Genomic DNA, 21,525 nt, shown 5'->3' on the forward strand with positions numbered 1-21,525 from the left:
CCTAAATAGCAATTTTTACGGATAAAATGTGTTCAGATCTAAGCGGTTTTGCTGTGCGTGTTAGGGAGTCACGTTCGACGATCACACATTGGGAGAATAGTTATGTTTTCAAAAATTTTTAAAGTGGTTGTGCTTGCGGTGACTGTTATCGCCTTATTGTATCCATTTATGCAAAGTGAAGATCAGACGCAAGCAGAAACGAAATCTAACAAGTTACCAGCTAAGAAGCTGCCGAAGATTAAAGAAAAGCCACTACATAATGTTGATTTACCTGATTTCGGTGCAATAACGGATGTAAAAAAGAAAAAGTCGATGTTTTTCGATTTCATTAAACCTCATGTTGAAGCTGAGAATAAACTCATTCTAGAGCAGCGGGCGACGCTGGAAATTGCGCTCATGATGTTACAATACAATGAATCTTTGAGTTTGGCACAACTAGAGAAAATTAGTGATATCTTCGAATCGTACAATATGCCAACAACCGATATTGATGAAATGTCGTTAAAAGCCGCATTGCATAGAGTGGACATTATTCCGAAAGAGCTAGCACTGATGCAAGCCGCCAATGAGTCGGCATGGGGCACATCTCGGTTCGCACGAATAGGCTTAAATTTCTTTGGTCAGTGGTGCTATACCAAAGGCTGCGGCATGGTTCCTAGGCTGAGAGATGACGAAGCCGCTCATGAGGTAAAAGCATTTAAAAGTGTCAGAGCCGCTGTAAAATCTTACTTTAGAAATATCAACACACACAATGCTTACCTAGAGCTTCGCAATGTTAGGGCTCAGCTGAGAGCGCAGAAAGAACCGATTGCCGCAACAAAACTGACCGCGGGTCTTATGAGTTATTCAGAACGTGGTGAAGACTACATTGAAGAGCTAAATGATATGATCAGACACAACAGGGCTTACTTTAATGAAGAATAGCTGGATTGTTTTTGCTACTTTTTTGTTGTTCAGTTTTCACTGCCACAGTAAAACCCTGACTTTGGAGTATGGTGGCTTTTATGACCGCTTGAAAGCGCAAAGCAAAGGTAATTATCAATACGCGAGCGTAGGCTTTTATTTGATAGACAGCGAAGATACAAATAAAAAGTGCGTGGTTAAGTCCGGTAAAATTGTTACAGAGAAACTGACGTTACCACTTAGCTATACTCGCGATAGTAAATTGTTGTTGCCCTTCGATAAATCACTTGATGCGGATAAGGCTCAGATGGTTATAGATACTGTGGATGAGGCGCAAGAATGCCAATTAAAGATGCAGATCGAAGCGCAATACATCGAAGAGCTAATACTTAGCAAAGCGGAGTTGTATCTGATCCATAGTGAATTTCAACAACTTATGGCCGACCTTTCCGGCGTGTTTATTAAGGTATTTATGCCGTTTTTGGTTCCAGAATTAGACGGTCTCACGGTGCGGGTGTCGAGTCAAACAAACTGGTTAAATGAGCACTTTCGGTGCCAAAATGGCACATGTCATGTTAGTGTAAAGCCGCAATGGCAAAACGATGACAGCAAGTTGAATTTGCCCTTTGACGTTGAGGCTATTTTTCCGCGGATCATCAACTAGTCACTTCATTAGTAGCTCCTGCCCGAATGCTATTGTTTATTAAGCAAATGAAAACGAACTTCAAAATGTAGGTATCTTGCCGATACCTCTTTCGTCCCATCTCCAAAACCGCCGGTTTGTATAACCCGAAACTGGTGTTTCTTAAAAATTAATTGTTTCATTAATCGGTCCTAAAAGGACACATATCAACTAATGTTATCAATAGTGAGATGGTTTGTATCCTGTTGTGCTTAGTGAAATAAATTTTCAGTTTTTATATCAATATAAAAACAGGGAAGCCATTTCTGTTTGCAATGACTGTATAGAAAGTCAAATTGCGAGTTCTTTGTTTGATGACATTTTAAGGATAATCATTTGTAACAACCTTGTGCCTTCTGTGTGTGGATTGTTTTCTAACTTGGTCTAGAATAGCTGGGAGTTAAACTTATTGTTAACTTAACGCGTTGTACAATTGCGTTATGTGTGTTAATAATGAGTGGAATTACTATAAAAAACTACAGTGTAATTATCAACTTAAGGGAATACAGGATGAAATATTCTAAAAAGCTTAGCGCACTCTCTGTGGCGGTGCTTGCTGCAACTTCGCACCAAGTTATGGCTGAAGAGCAACAATCAATAGAACGTATTGAAGTTACAGGCTCTCACATTAAAAGAAATGACCTTGAAGGACCATCTCCAGTTCGTAGCCTATCAGCTGACGATCTTGCAGCAACAGGTTCCACCGATTTGATCGGTGCGTTACAGAAACTTCCGGTTGCAGGTGCAGGTACTTTTAGTACTCAGGGTAACTCTAGCGATGACACAGCCAATGGTGGTTCAAGTGTTGCGTTACGTGGCCTTGGAGCATCCTCTACTTTAGTGTTAATCAATGGTCGCCGTGTCGCGGTAAGCCCATTCGCGAAAGATATTGAAACCTCTTTCGTTGACCTTAACACCATCCCCGTTTCAGCCGTTAAACGTATTGATATTCTTAAAGATGGTGCGTCAGCAACGTACGGTTCCGATGCGGTTGCAGGTGTAATTAACATTATCTTACGTAACGATATAGACGGTTTTGAAGTATCAGGAAAACTATCCAACACTGCCGATGGTGGTGCGGACGAACAAAACCTCACGCTGTTATGGGGTGCCTCGACAGACAAAGGTCATCACAATTTCTCTCTAGATTACTTTAAGCGTGATGATTTATTCTACGGTGACAGAGACTATACGGCGACGGCTGATCAGACTTTCAGAGGCGGTAATAATTCGTTCAGTTCTTCTGGTGTCCCAGGCAGTGTTGAAGTCGTTCGTAGTATGCTAACTGAAGAACAGTGGAATCGTTTGCCTGTTCTTAGAGTTGAAGATGATGGCACACCAGTACGTCAAACCATCTTTCCAGATATTTGGGGTAATGATACTTGCTCGCCTGAGTTAATCATTGGCAACATTTGTCGCTATGACTACGCGCCTCATATGAGTGCGGTTCCGTCAACTGAACGGATCAGCTTTAACTATAACGGTGTGCAAGAAATCGTTGATGGAGTTGAAGGCTTTATCGAGTTTTCGGCTCAACACGCTTCTACCTTTATTCAAGGTGCGGGAAGTCCAAGCTTTACCGAGTTAAACATGGATGGTGATAACCCAAATCATCCTTTGTTTAATGACCCAGATCATTTCCTACATGGGGTCGATATTTCAATGCGACGCCGTACCGTTGATATTGGTAACCGTAAAAAAGATGTCGACTCTGAATATTATCGTACTGTTTTAGGTGCCCGAGGAGTATGGAAAGAATGGGACTGGGAATTAGCTTATTCAGCTATCCGCTCTAGTGCAACGGAAAGAGGCTTTGATGGTTTCCCTAATAAGATCAGAGCACAAGAAGCAATTGATAAAGGATTATGGAATCCGTTTGAACCAAGCACGAATACCGCACAAGGGTTAGCTTACTTTGAAACCACTACCACACGTTATGGTTCGTCAACAATGCAATCAGTGGACGGTACTATTTCAGGTGAATTGTTTGAGTTTGGAGCGGGCTATGTTGCTGCTGCGTTTGGTTTCGAACATCGATATGAGAAGATTGAAGATAATCCAGACAGCCAATACTTACGAGGTGAAATATTCGGTACGGAAGCAACGCAAGCAAATGGTGATAGAGACAACACCGCAATATTCGCCGAATTTAACGTTCCTGTTACCGAAACTCTTGAACTTCAGTTAGCGGTTCGTCACGAAGATTATAGTGATTTTGGGACCACTACCGATCCTAAACTTGCGTTCCGTTGGTCGCCAGCTGATGAACTGGTTGTTCGTGGTTCTTGGGGAACGGCATTCCGCGCTCCTTCACTTGTCCAGCTACATTTGGGCCGTACTGATGAATCACCATCGGTTATCGATAAAGAGCGCTGTAAACAAACAGGCGAAGATGACGATTGTAGCCCATACGAATATACGGCGATTGTCGCAGGTAACAAGAATCTACAACCGGAAGAGTCTGAAAACTATAACTTAGGTGTAGTTTGGGAAGCGACTGACTCATTAAGTATCGCTGTTGATTACTGGAACTACGAGCAAACAGATCTAATCAAGAAGATTGGTGCTCAACAGTTAGTCGATTGTTGTGGTTCAGATCCAAACTTTGTAGTACGTGGGCCGAGTCAGGGCAGTACTATTGGTCGTATTCAAACCATTTACGATACCTTCGTCAATGTTGGTGGACGTGATACCGACGGAATCGATTTCAATATTGTTTACGCTTTGAACACTCAAGATATGGGTGAGTTTAAGTTTAATTACAACCTGACTTACGCACTCAACTTCGATGAAAGCTCATTATCAAGCGATGCAGATGGTAACACCAGTACTGTGACTGAAGATCTCAATGGTGAGTACGAGCATCCACAATACCGTTGGACTACGAGTATTGATTGGTCAAAAGGGGATTGGTTAGCAAATGCTACAATTAACTATATCGACTCATACAATGATCTAGCTGATAGTGACGGTAATAAGTTTGAAGTGGACTCTTGGACGAGCGTTGATGCGAGCTTCAGTTATATTGGTTATAAAGATCTGACCGTAACATTAGGTGCGGCAAACTTATTTAATGAAGAGGCGCCGTTACTGCCATCTGATGCAATGGGTCTTGATAACAAGACACACAGCATTTTAGGTCGTCAAGCCTATGTGAAATTCGATTACAAATTTTAACTTAGGCCGAATTTAACAACAAAAAACCGCGCCGATTTGCGCGGTTTTTTTGGGCTAGAAGAATCGTTATCGTTTTATAGAAAATTCTTCTAACTCTTTAGCTGCATTAGGGTTATTGAAAACAAAAGGATCAAATTCTTTCTCTGACTTGGCAACAATACAAGTCACCATGCAGTCGCCTGTGACGTTAACTGCAGTTCGAGTCATATCAAGCAGTCGGTCCACTCCGATAATCAATGCAATACCTTCAACAGGAAGTCCAACTTGATTCAATACCATTGCCAGCATGATCAAACCTACGCCAGGAACACCAGCAGTCCCCACAGAAGCAAGCGTTGCGGTTAGAATAACCATAAGGTAATCACTGATCGTTAGGTCGACCGCAAAAACCTGAGCGATAAATACCGTGGCAACCCCTTGCATGATAGCGGTTCCATCCATGTTAATGGTAGCGCCCAAAGGAATTGTAAAAGATGCAACTGAGTTATGCGCGCCCAACTTTTTGGTTGCTGTTTCTAATGTTACAGGCATCGTTGCACTTGAACTCGAGGTGCTGAATGCGAACATACAAGCGTCCTTCATTTTCTTCAAGAAAGTGATAGGACTTAAACCAGTCAGTAATTTAAGTAAAATAGAGTAGTTGATAAAGGCGTGGAACAGCAGCGCGCCAACAACGACTAAGAAGTATTTTCCTAATTCGACGATAAGGTCCATCTCAATGGTGGTAAACAACTTCGCCATTAGGCAGAAAACACCGTATGGTGCAATGTTCATCAATAAGGTGACTAGCTTAAGTACCACCGTGTTTAGGTCCTCAAAAACCTTTGCGGCACGTTTACCAGCTTCTCCACTTAAAGCCATTGCAATACCAAATAGTAACGCAAAAACAATGATTTGTAGCATGTTTCCGTTGGCCATTGCATCAATAGGATTGGTTGGGAACATGCCAATGATTACTTCAACCAAAGTCGGGGCTTGTTTAGCATCAAAAGCCGCATTGGTGGGGATCTCTACTCCGCCGCCAGGAGCAACGATTAAAGCCAATGTAATGGCTACAGTAATAGCGATAGCGGTGGTAGTTAAATAGAGTAAAATAGATTTTCCGCCAAGACGTCAAAGTTTCTTCGGATCGCTTAAACTACATGTTCCGCACACTAAAGAAATAAAAACTAGTGGTACGACCAACATTTTTAAGCTAGCAATGAATATTTGCCCTCCGATGTGGAATAAACCATCAACGAAAAACCCTATTAAAGGTAAATCAAAAAGACCAAGTGGAATTAATAATTCCTTTTGATCGCCTAGCGCGGCTTGTAGAATAAACCCTAGTGCGACGCCTAGAATCATACCAACCATGATACGTGCCGTTAGGCCCATTTTTTTATTTTCAGACATTGTCCTAACACTATGTTTCTCAAAGTGCGTATAGCCTAACAGGCTTGAAAAATATGAACAGTATTTCGAGATATAAAATCTCTTAAAACTAATAAAAAATTGTGATTTTTTACACTAAATTGGGTTAACATTGACAGAATATAGACAATAAAGTTAAGGGAGCAATGGGATGCTAAACAGGCGGTTTTTAGGCATTCTACTCGTCGCTATTTCGCTAGCTGGCTGTGGTGGTGGTGGAAGTATCGATAATAGTTCGGATTCAAATAACGGCGACTCAGGAAGTGACTCGATAGATAAAATGGAACTAATGCTGGTTACGGATTGCCCGGCAGAATGGGATGCAAACCGTGATCAAGTCGAAATAGATCCTATCTTAGCTGGTTGCAAAGAAGTTTCATCACTCTCATCTAATACAATCGCTGATGTTTTCATTAAGTTAAGCAAAGCAAAAACGGGTGACGCTATTGATAACACACTCGTTAATGCTCAAACCACGCTTGGAACTATCTTACCTTCCTCTGGTACAGCGATCACAGATGCATTTGGTATCGCATTGCTAAAATTGCAGCCGGGGAACCAAGGCGGTGCAGGTTCAATTACAGTAACTGCGCCCAATTTAACAGGAGTGAGTGAGTCGGTTAGCTTTGCTGTTGGTGTGGCCCAAGTTAATGCCACTATCGATAACGGTTTAGTCGATGCCGCTGGAACACAGCAATCACTGGCCGCTGGTGGCAGCACGGTTATCACGGTGACGTTAACGGATCAACAAGGGCAGCGGATAAACAGCGCGCTGGAGGTGGGATTTAGCTCCAACTGTGCTGCAGAAGAACTTGCCGAACTCGATGCGACCGTAAATAGTAGCAACGGTATCGCAAAATCAACTTACCGCGCCAAAGGTTGTCAAGGTGAAGACCGCATTACCGTTACGATCCAAAATGGCAGTCAGTTACTCAATGCTGAAACCACTATTTTTGTTGATAGCGCTCAAGCGCAAGCGTTACAGTTTTTGCCTGAAGCGGATGGCTTTAGAGAATTCATCGCGTTACCTCCCGGGGAAGGTGGTTTACCAACACAATCTGTAGTGAGCTTTAAATTAGTGGATGAAGATAACCTAGCAGTGGCTCGGGCAAGAGTAGACTTTAAATTGTCTGACGATCAAGGCTCGGCGGTACTAACACAATCAAGTGCTAATACCAACGCTGAAGGCATAGTTAGAACCACAGTTAAAAGTGGTGTTGTTCCGGGGCCGCTAGTGGTTTCTGCCTGTTACATTCCAGAAGAGCAGCTGCAAGCTTTGCCCCAAGGAGACGGTTTAACCTGTTGGACTGAACTAGCTCAACAGTGTAATGCGGGATCTGATGACGAGCGTTGTCCCACAGGCGTTATGCAATTGATCCCACTGCACGAACAAATATTCAGCGTTTCTTCACAGTTAGTACTGAGTTCTGGTGTCACAGATCAGGATACTTTTGATGCTTCACCTGAAACCACCAATATTAACGCCTATAGCTACAATGGGGTGACCAATAACATCACCGTATACTTTGGCGATCAGTTTAATCACTTCAATGCTAATGGTGTTTCTGCGACGGTTATAGCAGAAGCCGGGGTGATAGGCAGTCTGGATTCTGAAAATACCTATGACTGTAAAACCGAAAAGGCCACTTGTACGGTGGTTTGGCGAAGCCAAGGGGAAAGACCTTTTCCTGCGTCAAAATGGAAAAATCAATTAAATAGCACCCCAGATGGTCAGACCTCCCCTAACTGCGATCTTTATTTCGGTAAGCCTGCACCTTGTATCAACGGTATACGCAGGAAAAAAAATGGCTTGCCTAATTCTGTTGTAATGGGTGGTCGAGTCAGTGTGTTAGCCTTTGTGAAAGGCCAAGAGACCTTTAGAGATGAGCAATCAAGTAATGGAGTAACGCGACGAAATGGTTTGTTTGACATAGGTGAGTTTAGACAAGAGTTCGACCTGTCAGAAGCGTTTTTAGACACCAACGAAAACCAAAAATTTGATAAAGTCGATTGTGATGTTAGCGAGTTAACGGGTCCATGTTCTCCATCAGGAACGGAAAATGGCGGTCATGATGATTGGTGGATGGATGCTAACAACAATGGTTTTTTTGATAAAGCTGATGGTAGATATAACGGTTTACTTTGCTCACAAGCTGCATTAAATGCAGGTGAATGTACCCGAGAATTGATTAATGTTTACAAGCAGTTTGAAATCATTATGTCTGACGATACTGCACATGTTCGTTTTGCGATTAATAAGGTAGCCGCATTAGCTAGCAATCTAACAGGCACAGTTGATGGCTCTTTAACATCTGCACAAAAAGCGGCAATACAGAGTTGTTCAAATGTAACACATAGTGTCACAATAACCGAAGATGGCGGACAATCGCAGACAGTAGTTCGAACTATTCTTGGGTTAGAAGCATCAGACACCGCGGGTTATTGCGATGTCGGTTCAGTTCATTTGATGAATAAAGATGCAGAAATTCCGCTACAAATTTATGTTTCAGATATAAACGGCAACCCTTTACCAGCGGGTACGGAAGTTGCGATAAGTACCTCAAACGGAGAGTTACCAGATGGCGCAGTGTCAAGTATCGTTGAAAGTACAAATTCGGATAAACCGCATATCTACGCTGTGCGAATAAAGGGTGAAGTGGAACCTAATAACAGCAATTCTGGCGCACTCACGATCAGTTTCACTTATCCTTCTTTTGGTGAGGGAGATGGCAAAGTGCAGTCAATACCACTAAATATAAATGACGCCGGATAACAGAAAAAGCCAACTTTCGAGTTGGCTTTTTTATTGTGATTCCTTTATATTCCCGAGCCTTAACCTTATATATAACCAAGAGCCCTTGTTTTGGTCAAAATGCATACTAAAGTTGCATAATAAATCACTCAACAAGGAAAAGTTTATATATTTAGCTTGTAACAATAGGTGATTGTAGATATACCTATAAATAATTTCGCGCCCAAGTAAGGGCTAACAGAGAAGACAGAATCGGTCAAAAATAGGCAGCTATGGGCAAATCGCTAGTAATTGTAGAGTCTCCCGCAAAGGCTAAAACAATCAACAAATATCTTGGAAAAGACTACATTGTAAAATCCAGTGTCGGTCATATCCGCGATCTACCAACATCAGGTGCTGGTAAAACCAAAGGGGTTGCGACCAAGTCTCCGGCAGAAGTTCGCAAAATGTCACCCGAGGAAAAAGCGCAGTATAGACGTGAAAAAGACTACGCTAACCTTGTTGCACGGATGGGTATCGACCCTGAAAAAGGCTGGGAACCACATTATGAAATCCTGCCGGGCAAAGAAAAAGTGGTGCAGGAATTACAAAAACTCGCTGAAGAAGCCGACCAAATCTATCTCGCAACCGATTTGGATAGAGAAGGGGAAGCCATTGCATGGCACCTTGAACAGATCATTGGTGGTGACGAAAGCAAATATAAGCGAGTGGTGTTTAACGAGATCACCAAAAACGCGATAAAACAAGCGTTTGAATCACCGGGTGATCTAAATACCGACATGGTCTATGCCCAGCAAGCACGTCGCTTCTTAGATCGTGTGGTTGGTTTTATGGTATCACCATTGCTATGGGCAAAAGTAGCCAGAGGCCTATCAGCAGGCCGCGTTCAGTCCGTTGCGGTTAGGCTGCTAGTTGAACGTGAGCGAGAAATTAAAGCGTTTATTCCAGAAGAGTTTTGGGATATTCATGCTGATGTAAAAGCGAAGTCAGAAGATATTCGCCTCGCTGTGACAAAGTTTAAAGGCGAAGCATTTAAACCGTTAAATAAAGCGCAGGCAGATGAAGCGGTAAATGCACTTCAGCACAGTGACTATAACGTTGTCAAAGTTGAAGAAAAGCCAAGTAAAAGCAAACCTAGTGCACCGTTTATTACTTCTACCATGCAACAAGCGGCGAGTACCCGTTTGGGCTATGGGGTGAAGAAAACCATGATGCTGGCACAGCGTTTGTATGAAGCGGGTTACATCACGTATATGCGTACTGACTCAACCAACTTATCAAATGACGCGGTTGAAATGTGTCGCGATTATATTGGTAGTGAGTTTGGCGACAAATACTTACCAGATGCTCCAATTCGTTACTCAGCAAAAGGCAATGCTCAAGAAGCTCACGAAGCTATTCGTCCTTCAGATGTAAAAGTGCTATCTGGCCATGTAGAAGGTGTTGATGCGGATGCTAAGAAGCTATATGAGCTGATTTGGCGTCAGTTTGTTGCTTGCCAGATGACCCCAGCAGAATATGATTTAACGACCTTAACCGTTGGCGTTGGTGACTACACCCTAAAAGCCAAAGGGCGAGTGTTAAAGTTCGACGGTTGGACACGTGTACAGCCTTCGGTTCGTAAAAAGAACGAAGAAGAACAGGCTTTACCTTCGGTTGCCGTTGGCGACAAGTTAGCTCTAATCGCTCTGGATCCAAAACAGCACTTCACTAAGCCGCCAGCGCGTTTCAGCGAAGCGAGTTTGGTTAAAGAGCTTGAAAAACGTGGTATTGGCCGTCCTTCAACTTATGCATCAATTATCTCTACAATCCAAGATAGAGGCTATGTTCGAGTTGAAAACCGCCGTTTCTATGCGGAAAAAATGGGTGAAATTGTCACTGATAGGTTGGTTGAAAACTTCGACGATTTAATGGACTTTGACTTCACCGCAAAAATGGAAGACCGTTTAGACGATATTGCTGAAGGCGAGCGAGTTTGGACGCAGGTGCTAGATAAGTTTTATGAAGGCTTCTCGGCAAAACTAAACATTGCAGCAGGTGATGAAGCAGAAGGTGGCATGCGCCAAAATGTCATGGTTGAGACAGATATAGATTGTCCAACCTGTGGCAGAAAAATGGGTATTCGTACTGCATCTACCGGGGTGTTTTTAGGTTGTACAGGTTACAATTTACCGCCTAAAGAACGTTGCACCACGACAATTAACTTAGTTTCTGGTGATGAGGCTGTAGCCGCTGATGCAGATGATGAAGCCGAGACAGAATCACTGCGCCAAATGAAGCGTTGCCCAATTTGTGAAACTGCGATGGATTCTTATCTCATAGACGAGACGCGCAAGTTGCATGTCTGTGGTAACAACCCAGCCTGTAAAGGGTATGTAGTAGAGCAGGGGACTTTCAAGATTAAAGGCTATGATGGCCCTGTGATCGAGTGCGACAAATGTGGCGCTGATATGCAGCTCAAGTCAGGTCGTTTTGGTAAGTATTTCGGCTGTACCAGCGAGTCGTGTAAAAATACACGTAAACTGCTAAAAAATGGCGAAGCAGCTCCGCCAAAAGAAGATCCTGTTCCGTTGCCAGAGTTAGAGTGTGAGAAATCCGACGCTTACTTTGTATTACGCGATGGCGCTTCAGGTATATTCTTAGCCGCTCATACCTTCCCTAAGTCGCGGGAAACCAGAGCGCCAAAGGTTGCTGAGTTAAAGCAGTTTAGAGATAGGATATCGCCTAAGTTTTATTACTTGGCGGATGCCCCAGAACAAGATTCAGATGGTAATCCAGCGATTGTTAGATATTCTCGTAAAACGAAAACTCAGTACGTCATGACCGAAGTTGATGGAAAAGCGACGGGTTGGAAGGCAACTTACCAAAATGGTAAGTGGGTTGAAGAAGAAAAGGCGAGTAAGAAAAAAGCTTAGCTTTTCATAAAAACATAAAAGGCCGCGACAGCGGCCTTTTGCTATTTACGTAACTTCTATACTCTAGAATGAAGCTATTACTGCTTAATCTCTACCGTCGTTACCTTTTGATAGCCGTTGGCTTCAAGCTCTTCATTAACGCAATTAAGCACATAGTTTTTAAGCTCTGCTTGCTCAATGCCATCATCTTTTGCCCAGCTTACGCACATTTCTGTTAAGTCTTCAACAAGTTCAGCTGGAGCTACCGGCAGAGAGTCGTCAGCTAAAACAGAAACACTACCCAGCAAGGTTAATGCGATTAAAGATGACTTAAAGGTTTTCATTGTTATTACCTGTTAGTTGAAAGTTCGAATATGTTTTAATCCAAAAATCGTGATTAGGAAAATGAATTAATTTTCTCCTAAAGAGTAGAAAAACTACTGAAAATGAATATGTTTTTAGAACGTAGATTGAAAAAACGGGCACTGCTCAGAGTAGGTATAGATATATTTATATATCAGTAGGTTATATGAGTATAAACTAAGGCTTTATTATGTTGAGTGACGAAACCTCTTTCTGCTATCAGTACAGTTTCACACACCTTAAAATAGATCACTTTAGGATAAGTGCTTGTGAGCATGATTTTTTGATAGGGCTTTAAACCAAGCCCTATCATTCAAGATGCTAGTTAGTTCTGATTTTTTTATAGCAGATGTATAAAGATATGCAGGTAAGCGCCGCTAATACTATTGTATAACTAATCAAAATCATGGGATCTTTGGCGACCATGAAAATTCCTTTCAAGACCCCCATTCCAAACAGATATATAAGGCAAAAAATGCTAAAGACCGCTGAACTAGAGATCATCCCACCTAAGCTTATAGCGATTAAAAAATAACTTAAAGACGCGACAAAAATCAGGGTAAGATCTGTTAAGCTAAAAGGCTCAGAAGCAACCCCAGCAATGATTAAGATCAGCAGTTGAGAGAGACAAAGAAGCAGTCCTAACTTTATTGCTGCGACCAAAAAGCCACGTTTTATCGAGTTGATACTGGAATATATTGGCAGCATATAGAGTATTTCCCAGTTCATTTTTGATTGTAATCTCACCCAGTTAACGAGAATAGCAACCATCAACACCATCATGTCGGTTAATCCAACAAGAAAGTCGGCAGACGCAAGCAGCCCCAAATAGATTGCAATGATACAGGCAGCTGAGAGCAGCAAATATATCGCAACCATTTGCAGCACGATATTGCCAGCAAAGTAGCTCAACGGCATAAACCATAGCCGAAAACGATTACCTATCGCTTCTGGTATTTGGATACTAGTTGGCAGCCAACCCGATTTTATATTGTTCAGATACGTTAGACGTGCGTCTGGGTGCCAAGCATTCTTAAGCTCTTTTGTTGCAACTGTCCACACTGTAAAAACAAACGAAGGAATACCAATAAATGTTGCCAACTCCAACGGCGTTGTTTTCAACAATATTGGGATAGTGAGAAGCAGCATAAAAGCATAAGTATGGTATTTAAACACACGACTAGAGTGCATACAGCTAACAAAAAACGCAGCACCGATTGCAATGGTAAAAAAAGCCATCAAGAATACATCGATGAGTGGGATATTTATTGCTGAAATCAGCAGCATCAGATAGCCAAAAGTAAGTGTTGCACTACCTTGCAGGTAAATATGCTTTTTATACTCAGGAAGTAGTACCGTCCACTCTTGCGCCTGTAATTTTACCAACTGCCAACAAAACGCTATCCATAAACAAGACAAGCTAACGGTTGCAGTGAGAATAAACGGTGATAAATCATCCTCTAGCATTGATGTAAATGGGGTCAACAAGGCAAGAAATAAACCTGGAAGCGCATAATTAGAAGCACCACACTCTTTTAACCAATGTCCCATATACCCTTGCCACCAAGGGCGAGTAGATTTTGCTATCATCCGTGCAGCTCCACGAATAAGCGTTCTAAATTCAAGCTATTGATAGCTGGATTGTTAGGCCACGTAGTGCCATTCAGTGCTTGGTAGACCAGATAATTTTCTGATTGATGTAATATCTGTCCGTCAGGTAGGTCGATATCATGATTGCAAGGTAATAGCCTTATCTGCTCTTTAAGTAAGTCTAGTTCGCCAGAAACAACAACCTTCCCCTCTTTTATGAGCGCAATATGACTGGCAACCCTCTCAACATCTGAGGTGATATGAGAAGAAAAAATCACACCAGATTCAGACTCTAAAGCCAATTCAAACAGATCAGACATAAATTCACGGCGAGCAATGGGGTCAAGGCTTGATACAGGCTCATCAAGCACTAGTAACTTTGGACGATATGCCATAGCAAAAATAAGAGAAAGACTTTGTTGTTGACCAATTGAGAGGTTACTGACAGTGGCTTTTCTGTCTAGTTGAAATCTTTCTAGCCAATCGTTTTCAAGATCCATATCCCACTTTGGATAAAAGCTACGGTGCAACGCTAACGCATCCGCAACTTTAAAGCCTTGATAACCGCTAGGTTGTTGCGGAACATAGCCAATTTGAGATTTACACTGGGGACTAAGAGATGAGTTGTTGCTATCTAAGCAGGTTACGGTGCCGTAATCTTGCTCAACTAGGCCTAGAGCAATTCGTAACAACGTCGTTTTGCCCGCCCCATTTCGACCCAAAAGACCCAGTACCATGCCCGGCTCGACCTTAAGATCAATATTGGAAAGGACTTGTTTGCTATCGAAATTTTTAAAGACTTGATTAAATTCTAACAGTGCCATTTTGATTATTCTTGTTCCCAGCGTTGTTCGACTAACTTTAACAGTTTTGACTTAGTGACACCAAGCTGTTTGGCATCATGAATCAAGCTTTGTAAACTTTTGGTCAGCAAATCATCTGTTTCTGCTGGAGTCTGCCTAGCTGCGACGCGAGTCGGTTGGCCACGACGCCTTTCCAGCCAGCCTTGATCTACCAGTTGTCCAATTGCTCTCGAAACTGTCATTGGGTTCACTGCGAAGTGCTCAGCCAGTTTCCTCACTGACGGAAGCTCTTCACCTTCTTGGACTTTTCCACCTGCAATCAACCGCACAATCTGATCGTGCAGCTGTTTATAAATAGGATCTGCACTATTGGGGTTGACATGAATGAGTTCTAGCATTAACCTGACCTTACTGTATTAATACAATAATACACCGATACACTCATTTAAAAGTATCACAATGAGTGTGAGTCAACAAGGAAATAACTATGAAAAAAATGTTCAAAAAGAGCGTATTAGTCTCTGCATTATTTGCGTTATCTGGTGTGCAAAGCCTACATGCAAACCAATCAACAGGTGTATCATTAACGCCTTGCTATGCCAAAGGCCTTGATGACCGCGCTCAGTGCGGCGTAGTTTCTCAGCCGCTTAATTCTCAACAGCCAGATCAAAAAATCGATATCCACTTTATGGTTATTCCGGCGATTAAACCGCTTTACAAAGAAGAAGCCGTTATCGCTTTTGCAGGTGGGCCGGGTCAATCAGCGGTGGAAATCGCTGCGAACTTTGAACGGTTTCTAGCAGGTGCAAGAGAGAATAGGGATATCATCCTTGTAGATCAAAGAGGAACGGGCAAATCTAATTTACTACAGTGTGAATTGGACGACTTAGCGAGTCAATTTGCACTAGATGATAGCGTGGGTGCGACTCAGTTGGGTGTTGAAGATGCCAAAGAATGTCAGCAAAAGCTGGATCAAGACTTATCCAATTATACGACTGTTGCCGCAGCAAAAGACTTCGATGCGGTAAGAGAAGCATTAGGCTATAAAAAGTTGCATTTATATGGCGGTTCGTACGGTACTCGCATTGCGCTTGAATATATGCGCCAGTTTCCACAAAGCGTCGCGACAGCGGTTCTTGATGGTGCAGCACCAAGTAACCAAAACCTAGTTGCTATCGGTGGTGCAATTGAAGATTCATTAAACGCATTGTTTGAACGTTGCGAGCAAGAAGAACAATGCTCAACGGTCTATCCAAATCTTAAGACGCAGTGGCAACAAGTGCTTGCCAATATTGCGGCTAACCCGGTTAAAGTCAACGTTCGCCACCCCAGAACAAACCAAAATATCGATTTGGTGATGACGGAGCAAAAACTATATAGCACAGTTCGTTTCGCCCTTTACTCCCACGTATCAAGAGCTTTGGTCCCTCTGGCTATATCACAGGCGGCACAGAATAACTTTGACACGTTTGTTGGACTTATGTCTGGAAATGAAAGCGGCTTGGGTATAGCGATGGGAATGCACAGTGCGATTGTGTGTGGTGAAGACTGGCCGTCACTAACGCAAGCTCAGCGCGCAGAATATGGCAAAACCTATGTTGGGAATATGATGCTTGAAGGCCTTGATGCAGCGTGCCCAGTATGGAATGTAAAGCCAGTGGACAAGTCTTATTATCAGCCAGTGGAATCAGACATTCCAACATTATTGTTATCAGGTGGTTTAGATCCAGCGACACCAGCTGCATGGGCTGAGGTTGCAAAACAAAAACTGTCTAACTCGACGCATTTAGTCGCACCATACGCGACGCATATTGTCGCTAGCCAAACCTGTGCAAACAAACTCGTCGCACATTTTTATGATGAACAAACGGTTGAAGGTTTTGATACCAGCTGTTTAGAAGAAGACAGAAGAAAGCAGTTTTTCCTAAATATAAACGGTCCAGCATTAAGCCAAAGCGAGGAATAAGAAGATGATCCAAGTACAAGAACTATACAAAAAAATTGGTGAAGTAAATGCTTTGGATGGCCTGTCATTCACAGCACAAGATGGTCAAATCACCGGGCTTTTAGGGCCAAACGGTGCAGGTAAAACAACCTGTCTAAGAACGGTATTTGGCTTACTTAAGCCAGACTCAGGTATCGCTAAAATTGATGATTTAGATGTGGCGAAAACCCCCATTGAAGCAAAACAAAAGCTAGGGTTATTTCCTGATCCATGTGGCTTATATGAACGCTTGACGCCAAGAGAATACACTCAGTTTTACGCGGAACTAAGTGGCATGTCAGCGCCAGATGCAAAAGCTGCCACGCAAGATGTGCTAGAGAAATTACAAATGCTAGATATTGCAGACCGTCGATGTAAAGGGTTTTCTCAAGGTCAAAGAATGAAAACGGCACTTGCTCAAGCGATTGTACATAAGCCGACCAACATTATTCTTGATGAACCAACGCGAGGCTTAGATGTAATGAGTACGCGTATTTTGCGTGACCTCCTTTTGATGCTTAAACAACATGGACATTGCGTGTTGTTTTCAAGCCATGTTATGCAAGAAGTTGCAGCACTGTGTGACCAAGTTGTGGTGATGGCAAAAGGCAAAGTAGTTGCTCAAGGTTCGCCTGATGCGCTATGTCAGCAAACAGGAAAGTCTTCTTTAGAAGAAGCATTTATTACATTAATAGGAACGGATGAGGGGATAGCAGCATGATCAATTCAATTTTGGTTTTGTTTAAAAAAGAAGTGCTTGATGCAAGCAGAGACAAACGCTCTGTGATGGCAGGTCTGTACTACTGTATCGGTGCACCTATATTAATGTGTTTGTTATTTACTGTGATGTTTAAGCAAATGGCATCTCCAGATTCATTAGAAATCACAATCACTAATGCCGATAACGCGCCAAATTTGGTAAAGTTCTTAAATGTTAAAGACATTAAGCACGGTAATAGTGACGAAACCAAAGACATTGAGCTTCTAATATCTGAAGATTATCAGAAGAACATGGCTGAAGGGCGCAGTGCGACTATTACTCTTATTGCCGATAAATCTGAGCAAAAGTTACGTATTTCCATCGAGAGGCTTGAAGGAGCACTGCGCCAGTATAATAGTGAAGTAGCAGCGCTTCGTTTAGTAACGCGAGGAATAGATCCAAGCTTAACTCAAGCAATTGACTTACAAGTTCACGATCAAGCGACACCAACATCAAAGGGTGGATTTGCTTTAGGTATAGCGACACTGTCTATTATCATTGCGCTGTTTTACGCAGCAATGAACCTCGCAATCGATACTAGTGCTGGTGAGCGTGAACGTAACTCTCTGTCGTTGTTGCTTAGCCATCCAATCAGTACTTCCCATATTGTTTTGGCCAAAGTTGGTGCGATAGCAGGCTTTTCAATATTTGGCTTAGTGTTAACAGTCATCGTATCAATGTTTTCATATGATATGGTGCCGTGGGAAATGGTCGGGTTTACGGTAACTATTGGTCCAAAGTTTATCATTTTTGCGGTATTGATTGGGTTGCCTATCGCGTTAATGTCAGCAAGTTTATTGGTATTCATTTCGTTTTTGGCAAAGTCTTTTAAAGAAGCACAGTCCTATGTTGCAATGGCTTTGTTTTTGCCTGTTATGCTGAGCATGGCAACAACGTATGACATCGCGCCTGAAGTGATGCAGTGGTTGCCAATTGCTGCACAGCAAAATGCTATGATCGAAGTGTTGAAAGGCAATGAGATCCCGTTAGTACCGGTGTTGCTAGCCAGTTCTATTACATTAGGTATTTTTGGGATATTGACCTACTTGACCAGCAAAATGCTGAAAAGTGAAAAGGTAGTATTTGGACTGTAAACTGAATTAGTTCTCAACCTAGGCGCCGAGTGGCGCCTTTTTTATTTCACCTAGAAATAAAATCACGTATAATCTGCGCCCCATATTATTCACGCAAATGCGAGCGGGTAAGTTATCAAATAACTTGTTTATCGCGCGTAAAATGACGGCACGAAGTACATGACAGAGCAAGATAATCGCAAAGAAGTTTTAGAGTTTAATAAGCTACAAAAGCGCCTACGTCGTAACGTTGGTAACGCCATTAAAGATTACAACATGATCGAAGAAGGTGATGTGGTGATGGCGTGTATCAGCGGTGGTAAAGACTCGTTTGCGATGTTAGATATCTTACTCAGTCTACAAAAGGCCGCACCGATTAACTTTGACGTTATCGCGGTTAATTTGGACCAAAAGCAGCCGGGTTTTCCTGAGCATATTTTGCCAGAGTACTTCGAAAGTTTGGATATACCGTATTATATTGTCGATAAAGATACGTACTCCGTCGTGAAAGAAAAAGTCCCTGAGGGAAAAACCACCTGTGGACTGTGTTCTCGACTGCGTCGTGGTACCTTGTATTCGTTTGCGGAGAAGATTGGCGCGACAAAAATTGCGTTGGGTCATCACCTTGATGACATCGTAGAAACGCTATTTTTGAATATGTTCCATGGTGCGCGCTTAAAAGCCATGCCACCCAAATTACGTTCAGATGATGGCCGAAATATCGTGATTCGACCGTTAACTTATGCCCGCGAAAAAGACTTGATCAAGTATGCTGAGCATAAAAACTTTCCGATCATACCATGTAACTTATGTGGCTCTCAGGAAAACTTGCAGCGCCAAGCAATCAAAGCAATGCTAGTAGAGTGGGACAAGAAAACGCCGGGCCGTGTAGAGAATATTTTTAAGTCGATTCAAAATGTCAGCCCAAGCCAATTAGCGGATAATGAGTTGTTTGACTTTGAAACGTTACCGCTAGACAGAGAAGGTGAACGCCAAGCTTACGATTTTAACGAGGCAGTGGTGTCTTCTACCAATATCGACGAATCTTTGTTTATTGATGTCACAAACATATAATGGTTGAAAGCTAAGATTGAGTTGAGTGCTAATCACATGGTTAGTATTCAACGTTCAATTATATTTTTCAAAACTAAAGTGCGACTTCATAAAAGTCGCACTTTTTTGTAAAACCACTAAAAAAACGTTATATCACTAATCTGCAAGCGGGGATTTATAGCCATCCGGTTTTAAAGCCAGTACATCACAATCGAGGCTATCAATTACATGTTCTGCGGTGTTACCAATCAACGCTGCGCTCAATCCAGTTCTACCCACGGTACCAATAACCACTAACTCAGCGTCTTTTTGCTTTGCGATATAGGGAATAACATCTTCCGGTAAACCTTCTTTGATCACACAGTCTTGTTTATCAATTGCAAACCGCTCAGCAAGTTTCAATGTTTCATCTTCATGATGTTTTTTAACCGCCTCATTGTACTGAGAAGGGTTAAACTCAGGGATTTCGATAGCAATATTGACCGGTGTTGCAGGATAGGTATTAACTAGTGTTAGTTTTGCCTTTGCTAAATCACATAAGAATTGAGCATCTTTGATGATTCGGTTATTAAGTTCTAAATGTTGCTCGTTATCACTGACTGAATTTACCGCGGCAAGTATATTGCCATTTTCTGGCCATTCATGGTCTTTGACCAATAAAACAGGTGCGGGACACTTGCGGATCAAATGCCAGTCAGTGGGTGTAAAAATGACAGATTTTAAGGTGTCGTGTTGGTGAGTGGCTTTGACCACCAAGTCGTACTGACTTTCTAGTACGGTGTTGATAATGGCTTCATATGGCCTGTTATGCCACACTACTTTAGGAGTCACTTTAATATCTGCGTATGGGGTTAGTAGCTCATTTAACCAAGCTTCCCTATCCTTAACCACCGCGTTTCTCATTGCTTCTCGTTCTTCTTTTGAGAGCATCGTTGTCATTTCATACGAAAAATCGTAGATAGACATAAACGCGGTAATTTCAGCGCCGGTCCGTTCAGCTAAATGAATCGACCGCTCTAGACTGTTTTGGCGTTCTTTCGTTGGATCAATGACAGTGAGAATACGTTTAATTTTGTCCACGACGATCTCCTTTTGTGCAAGTAAAGCCATCTCCAGTTACACACGCTGATAATCATCTAGCCTCTATTTGTTGTTATTTGAGAGCCTAGGCGAAAAAAATCTGAGTTGTCTGTAGTATGTCGATGGAACGATTTTGCCAATCACAACCGTTATTAATAACGGCTATGATTGAACCCTAGATCAACTGATCTCTATATTCAGTGTAACCTATCTCGCAAAGGGTGAAAGCGTTAGTACAAAATTCTTTGTTTTAAATCAAAGTGCAATTGCCGCAGTCTGGGCAAGCGCAGGGGTGTCAAGAATAGTAATAAACTTACCTTCTACTTTTATGATATTGGCTTTTTGAAAACGACTGAGCAATCGGCTAATGGTCTCAACGGTGAGCCCAAGATAGTTACCGATTTCGCCGCGAGTCATGGTAAAACGAAACTCTTTGCGCGAAAAGCCACGTTCACCAAAGCGGTTAGATAAGTTAAATATAAAGGTTGCCAGGCGCTCTTCCGCAGTTTTCTTGTTCAGCAGTAACAGCATCTCTTGATCATAATTAATTTCGCTGCTCATTAGTCGCATAATTTGTTGGCGAAGTTTAGGTAATTTGCCAGCCAGTTCGTCTAGCGTATCGAAGGGGATCTCACAGACCATAGAAGTTTCCAGCGCTTGAGCAAAGCTCTGGTGCTGCATTTTATTAATTGCGTCAAAACCAACCAAATCACCGGCTAAATGAAACCCCGTGATTTGCTCGTCACCTTGTTCAGATAGAGTATAGCTTTTGAACGAGCCAGAACGCACTGCAAAAATAGAGTTTAACGCGCTGCCAGATTCAAACAGAAAATCACCTTTGTGAAGCGGTTTTTTGCGCTCAATAATTTCATCAAGCTTATCCATTTCACTGCCATTGAGTGAGTAGGGCAAACACAGTTGGCTGATACTACAGTTATTGCAGCTAATGGTGCATTGGCTCTTTGAGCGGTTCTGATTATTTAAGTCCATAATAATTC

At 42.3% G+C, this 21,525-nt stretch carries 15 protein-coding genes and 1 pseudogene; 9 read left to right on the top strand and 7 right to left on the bottom strand.

Annotation, left to right across the window (positions count from 1 at the left end):
* Nucleotides 1–102 precede the first annotated feature (102 nt).
* The 3 genes from ACSLBF_RS06500 to ACSLBF_RS06510 all read left to right on the top strand — a co-directional run bounded on the left by ACSLBF_RS06500 (nt 103) and on the right by ACSLBF_RS06510 (nt 4,762).
* Nucleotides 103–924 carry a glucosaminidase domain-containing protein gene (locus tag ACSLBF_RS06500; protein ID WP_440055795.1) on the top strand — a complete coding sequence of 274 codons (822 nt, stop codon included), beginning with the start codon at nt 103–105 and terminating at the stop codon, nt 922–924.
* Complete coding sequence (locus ACSLBF_RS06505; RefSeq protein ID WP_440055796.1) at nt 914–1,567, top strand: DUF2987 domain-containing protein; 654 nt, start codon at nt 914–916, stop codon at nt 1,565–1,567. The genes ACSLBF_RS06500 and ACSLBF_RS06505 overlap by 11 nt, the downstream gene beginning before the upstream one ends.
* 528 nt (nt 1,568–2,095) lie before the next feature.
* On the top strand, nt 2,096–4,762 hold the full coding sequence (locus ACSLBF_RS06510) for a TonB-dependent receptor plug domain-containing protein (protein ID WP_440055797.1): 2,667 nt from the start codon (nt 2,096–2,098) through the stop codon (nt 4,760–4,762).
* Nucleotides 4,763–4,828: 66 nt separating this feature from the next.
* Here the strand turns inward: ACSLBF_RS06510 and ACSLBF_RS06515 are convergent.
* Nucleotides 4,829–6,157, bottom strand: a pseudogene (locus tag ACSLBF_RS06515) (dicarboxylate/amino acid:cation symporter).
* Between the two features lie 169 nt (nt 6,158–6,326).
* Between ACSLBF_RS06515 and ACSLBF_RS06520 the strand changes: the two are divergent.
* Complete coding sequence (locus ACSLBF_RS06520) at nt 6,327–8,948, top strand: hypothetical protein (RefSeq protein WP_440055798.1); 2,622 nt, start codon at nt 6,327–6,329, stop codon at nt 8,946–8,948.
* A gap of 251 nt (nt 8,949–9,199) precedes the next feature.
* On the top strand, nt 9,200–11,842 hold the full coding sequence (topA, locus tag ACSLBF_RS06525) for a type I DNA topoisomerase (protein WP_440055799.1): 2,643 nt from the start codon (nt 9,200–9,202) through the stop codon (nt 11,840–11,842).
* Nucleotides 11,843–11,919: 77 nt separating this feature from the next.
* On the opposite strand, the gene ACSLBF_RS06530 is transcribed toward topA, so the two are convergent.
* The 4 genes from ACSLBF_RS06530 to ACSLBF_RS06545 form a co-directional block, all read right to left on the bottom strand.
* A complete protein-coding gene (locus tag ACSLBF_RS06530) occupies nt 11,920–12,165 on the bottom strand; it encodes a hypothetical protein (RefSeq protein ID WP_440055800.1) in 246 nt (81 codons plus the stop codon).
* A 340-nt stretch (nt 12,166–12,505) separates the two neighbouring features.
* Nucleotides 12,506–13,774: a hypothetical protein gene (locus tag ACSLBF_RS06535; protein ID WP_440055801.1), complete on the bottom strand. Its 1,269-nt coding sequence runs from the start codon at nt 13,772–13,774 to the stop codon at nt 12,506–12,508.
* Nucleotides 13,771–14,604 carry an ABC transporter ATP-binding protein gene (locus ACSLBF_RS06540; protein ID WP_440056200.1) on the bottom strand — a complete coding sequence of 278 codons (834 nt, stop codon included), beginning with the start codon at nt 14,602–14,604 and terminating at the stop codon, nt 13,771–13,773. The genes ACSLBF_RS06535 and ACSLBF_RS06540 overlap by 4 nt, the downstream gene beginning before the upstream one ends.
* Entirely contained in the window at nt 14,604–14,975 is a 372-nt protein-coding gene (locus ACSLBF_RS06545) for a GntR family transcriptional regulator (RefSeq protein WP_440055802.1), read from the bottom strand. Before ACSLBF_RS06545 ends, ACSLBF_RS06540 begins: the two co-directional genes overlap by 1 nt.
* A gap of 89 nt (nt 14,976–15,064) precedes the next feature.
* Between ACSLBF_RS06545 and ACSLBF_RS06550 the strand changes: the two genes are divergently transcribed.
* The 4 genes from ACSLBF_RS06550 (at nt 15,065) to ttcA (ending at nt 19,468) form a co-directional block, all read left to right on the top strand.
* Nucleotides 15,065–16,543, top strand: a complete 1,479-nt coding sequence (locus ACSLBF_RS06550; protein WP_440055803.1) for an alpha/beta hydrolase — start codon at nt 15,065–15,067, stop codon at nt 16,541–16,543.
* A gap of 4 nt (nt 16,544–16,547) precedes the next feature.
* Nucleotides 16,548–17,282, top strand: a complete 735-nt coding sequence (locus tag ACSLBF_RS06555) for an ABC transporter ATP-binding protein (protein WP_440055804.1) — start codon at nt 16,548–16,550, stop codon at nt 17,280–17,282.
* Nucleotides 17,279–18,415 carry an ABC transporter permease gene (locus ACSLBF_RS06560; protein ID WP_440055805.1) on the top strand — a complete coding sequence of 379 codons (1,137 nt, stop codon included), beginning with the start codon at nt 17,279–17,281 and terminating at the stop codon, nt 18,413–18,415. Before ACSLBF_RS06555 ends, ACSLBF_RS06560 begins: the two co-directional genes overlap by 4 nt.
* A 159-nt stretch (nt 18,416–18,574) precedes the next feature.
* Nucleotides 18,575–19,468 (top strand): tRNA 2-thiocytidine(32) synthetase TtcA, encoded by an 894-nt coding sequence (gene ttcA / locus ACSLBF_RS06565; RefSeq protein WP_440055806.1) that lies wholly within the window; start codon nt 18,575–18,577, stop codon nt 19,466–19,468.
* A 135-nt stretch (nt 19,469–19,603) separates the two neighbouring features.
* Here ttcA and uspE read toward each other — a convergent pair whose 3' ends face one another.
* Complete coding sequence (gene uspE, locus ACSLBF_RS06570) at nt 19,604–20,527, bottom strand: universal stress protein UspE (protein ID WP_440055807.1); 924 nt, start codon at nt 20,525–20,527, stop codon at nt 19,604–19,606.
* Between the two features lie 255 nt (nt 20,528–20,782).
* On the bottom strand, nt 20,783–21,517 hold the full coding sequence (locus ACSLBF_RS06575) for an FNR family transcription factor (RefSeq protein ID WP_440055808.1): 735 nt from the start codon (nt 21,515–21,517) through the stop codon (nt 20,783–20,785).
* Between the last annotated feature and the right edge of the window lie 8 nt (nt 21,518–21,525).

It is taken from the genome of Pseudoalteromonas sp. T1lg65 (assembly GCF_051930985.1).
Classification (GTDB): Bacteria; Pseudomonadota; Gammaproteobacteria; order Enterobacterales; family Alteromonadaceae; genus Pseudoalteromonas.

Excerpts from the sequence above, each read along its gene's own strand:
- ACSLBF_RS06500 (WP_440055795.1), top strand. The coding sequence starts at position 103 with ATGTTTTCAAAAATTTTTAAAGTGGTTGTGCTTGCGGTGACTGTTATC.
- ACSLBF_RS06505 (WP_440055796.1), top strand. The coding sequence starts at position 914 with ATGAAGAATAGCTGGATTGTTTTTGCTACTTTTTTGTTGTTCAGTTTT.
- ACSLBF_RS06510 (WP_440055797.1), top strand. The coding sequence starts at position 2,096 with ATGAAATATTCTAAAAAGCTTAGCGCACTCTCTGTGGCGGTGCTTGCT.
- ACSLBF_RS06520 (WP_440055798.1), top strand. The coding sequence starts at position 6,327 with ATGCTAAACAGGCGGTTTTTAGGCATTCTACTCGTCGCTATTTCGCTA.
- topA (WP_440055799.1), top strand. The coding sequence starts at position 9,200 with ATGGGCAAATCGCTAGTAATTGTAGAGTCTCCCGCAAAGGCTAAAACA.
- ACSLBF_RS06530 (WP_440055800.1), bottom strand. The coding sequence starts at position 12,165 with ATGAAAACCTTTAAGTCATCTTTAATCGCATTAACCTTGCTGGGTAGT.
- ACSLBF_RS06535 (WP_440055801.1), bottom strand. The coding sequence starts at position 13,774 with ATGATAGCAAAATCTACTCGCCCTTGGTGGCAAGGGTATATGGGACAT.
- ACSLBF_RS06545 (WP_440055802.1), bottom strand. The coding sequence starts at position 14,975 with ATGCTAGAACTCATTCATGTCAACCCCAATAGTGCAGATCCTATTTAT.
- ACSLBF_RS06550 (WP_440055803.1), top strand. The coding sequence starts at position 15,065 with ATGAAAAAAATGTTCAAAAAGAGCGTATTAGTCTCTGCATTATTTGCG.
- ACSLBF_RS06555 (WP_440055804.1), top strand. The coding sequence starts at position 16,548 with ATGATCCAAGTACAAGAACTATACAAAAAAATTGGTGAAGTAAATGCT.
- ACSLBF_RS06560 (WP_440055805.1), top strand. The coding sequence starts at position 17,279 with ATGATCAATTCAATTTTGGTTTTGTTTAAAAAAGAAGTGCTTGATGCA.
- ttcA (WP_440055806.1), top strand. The coding sequence starts at position 18,575 with ATGACAGAGCAAGATAATCGCAAAGAAGTTTTAGAGTTTAATAAGCTA.
- ACSLBF_RS06575 (WP_440055808.1), bottom strand. The coding sequence starts at position 21,517 with ATGGACTTAAATAATCAGAACCGCTCAAAGAGCCAATGCACCATTAGC.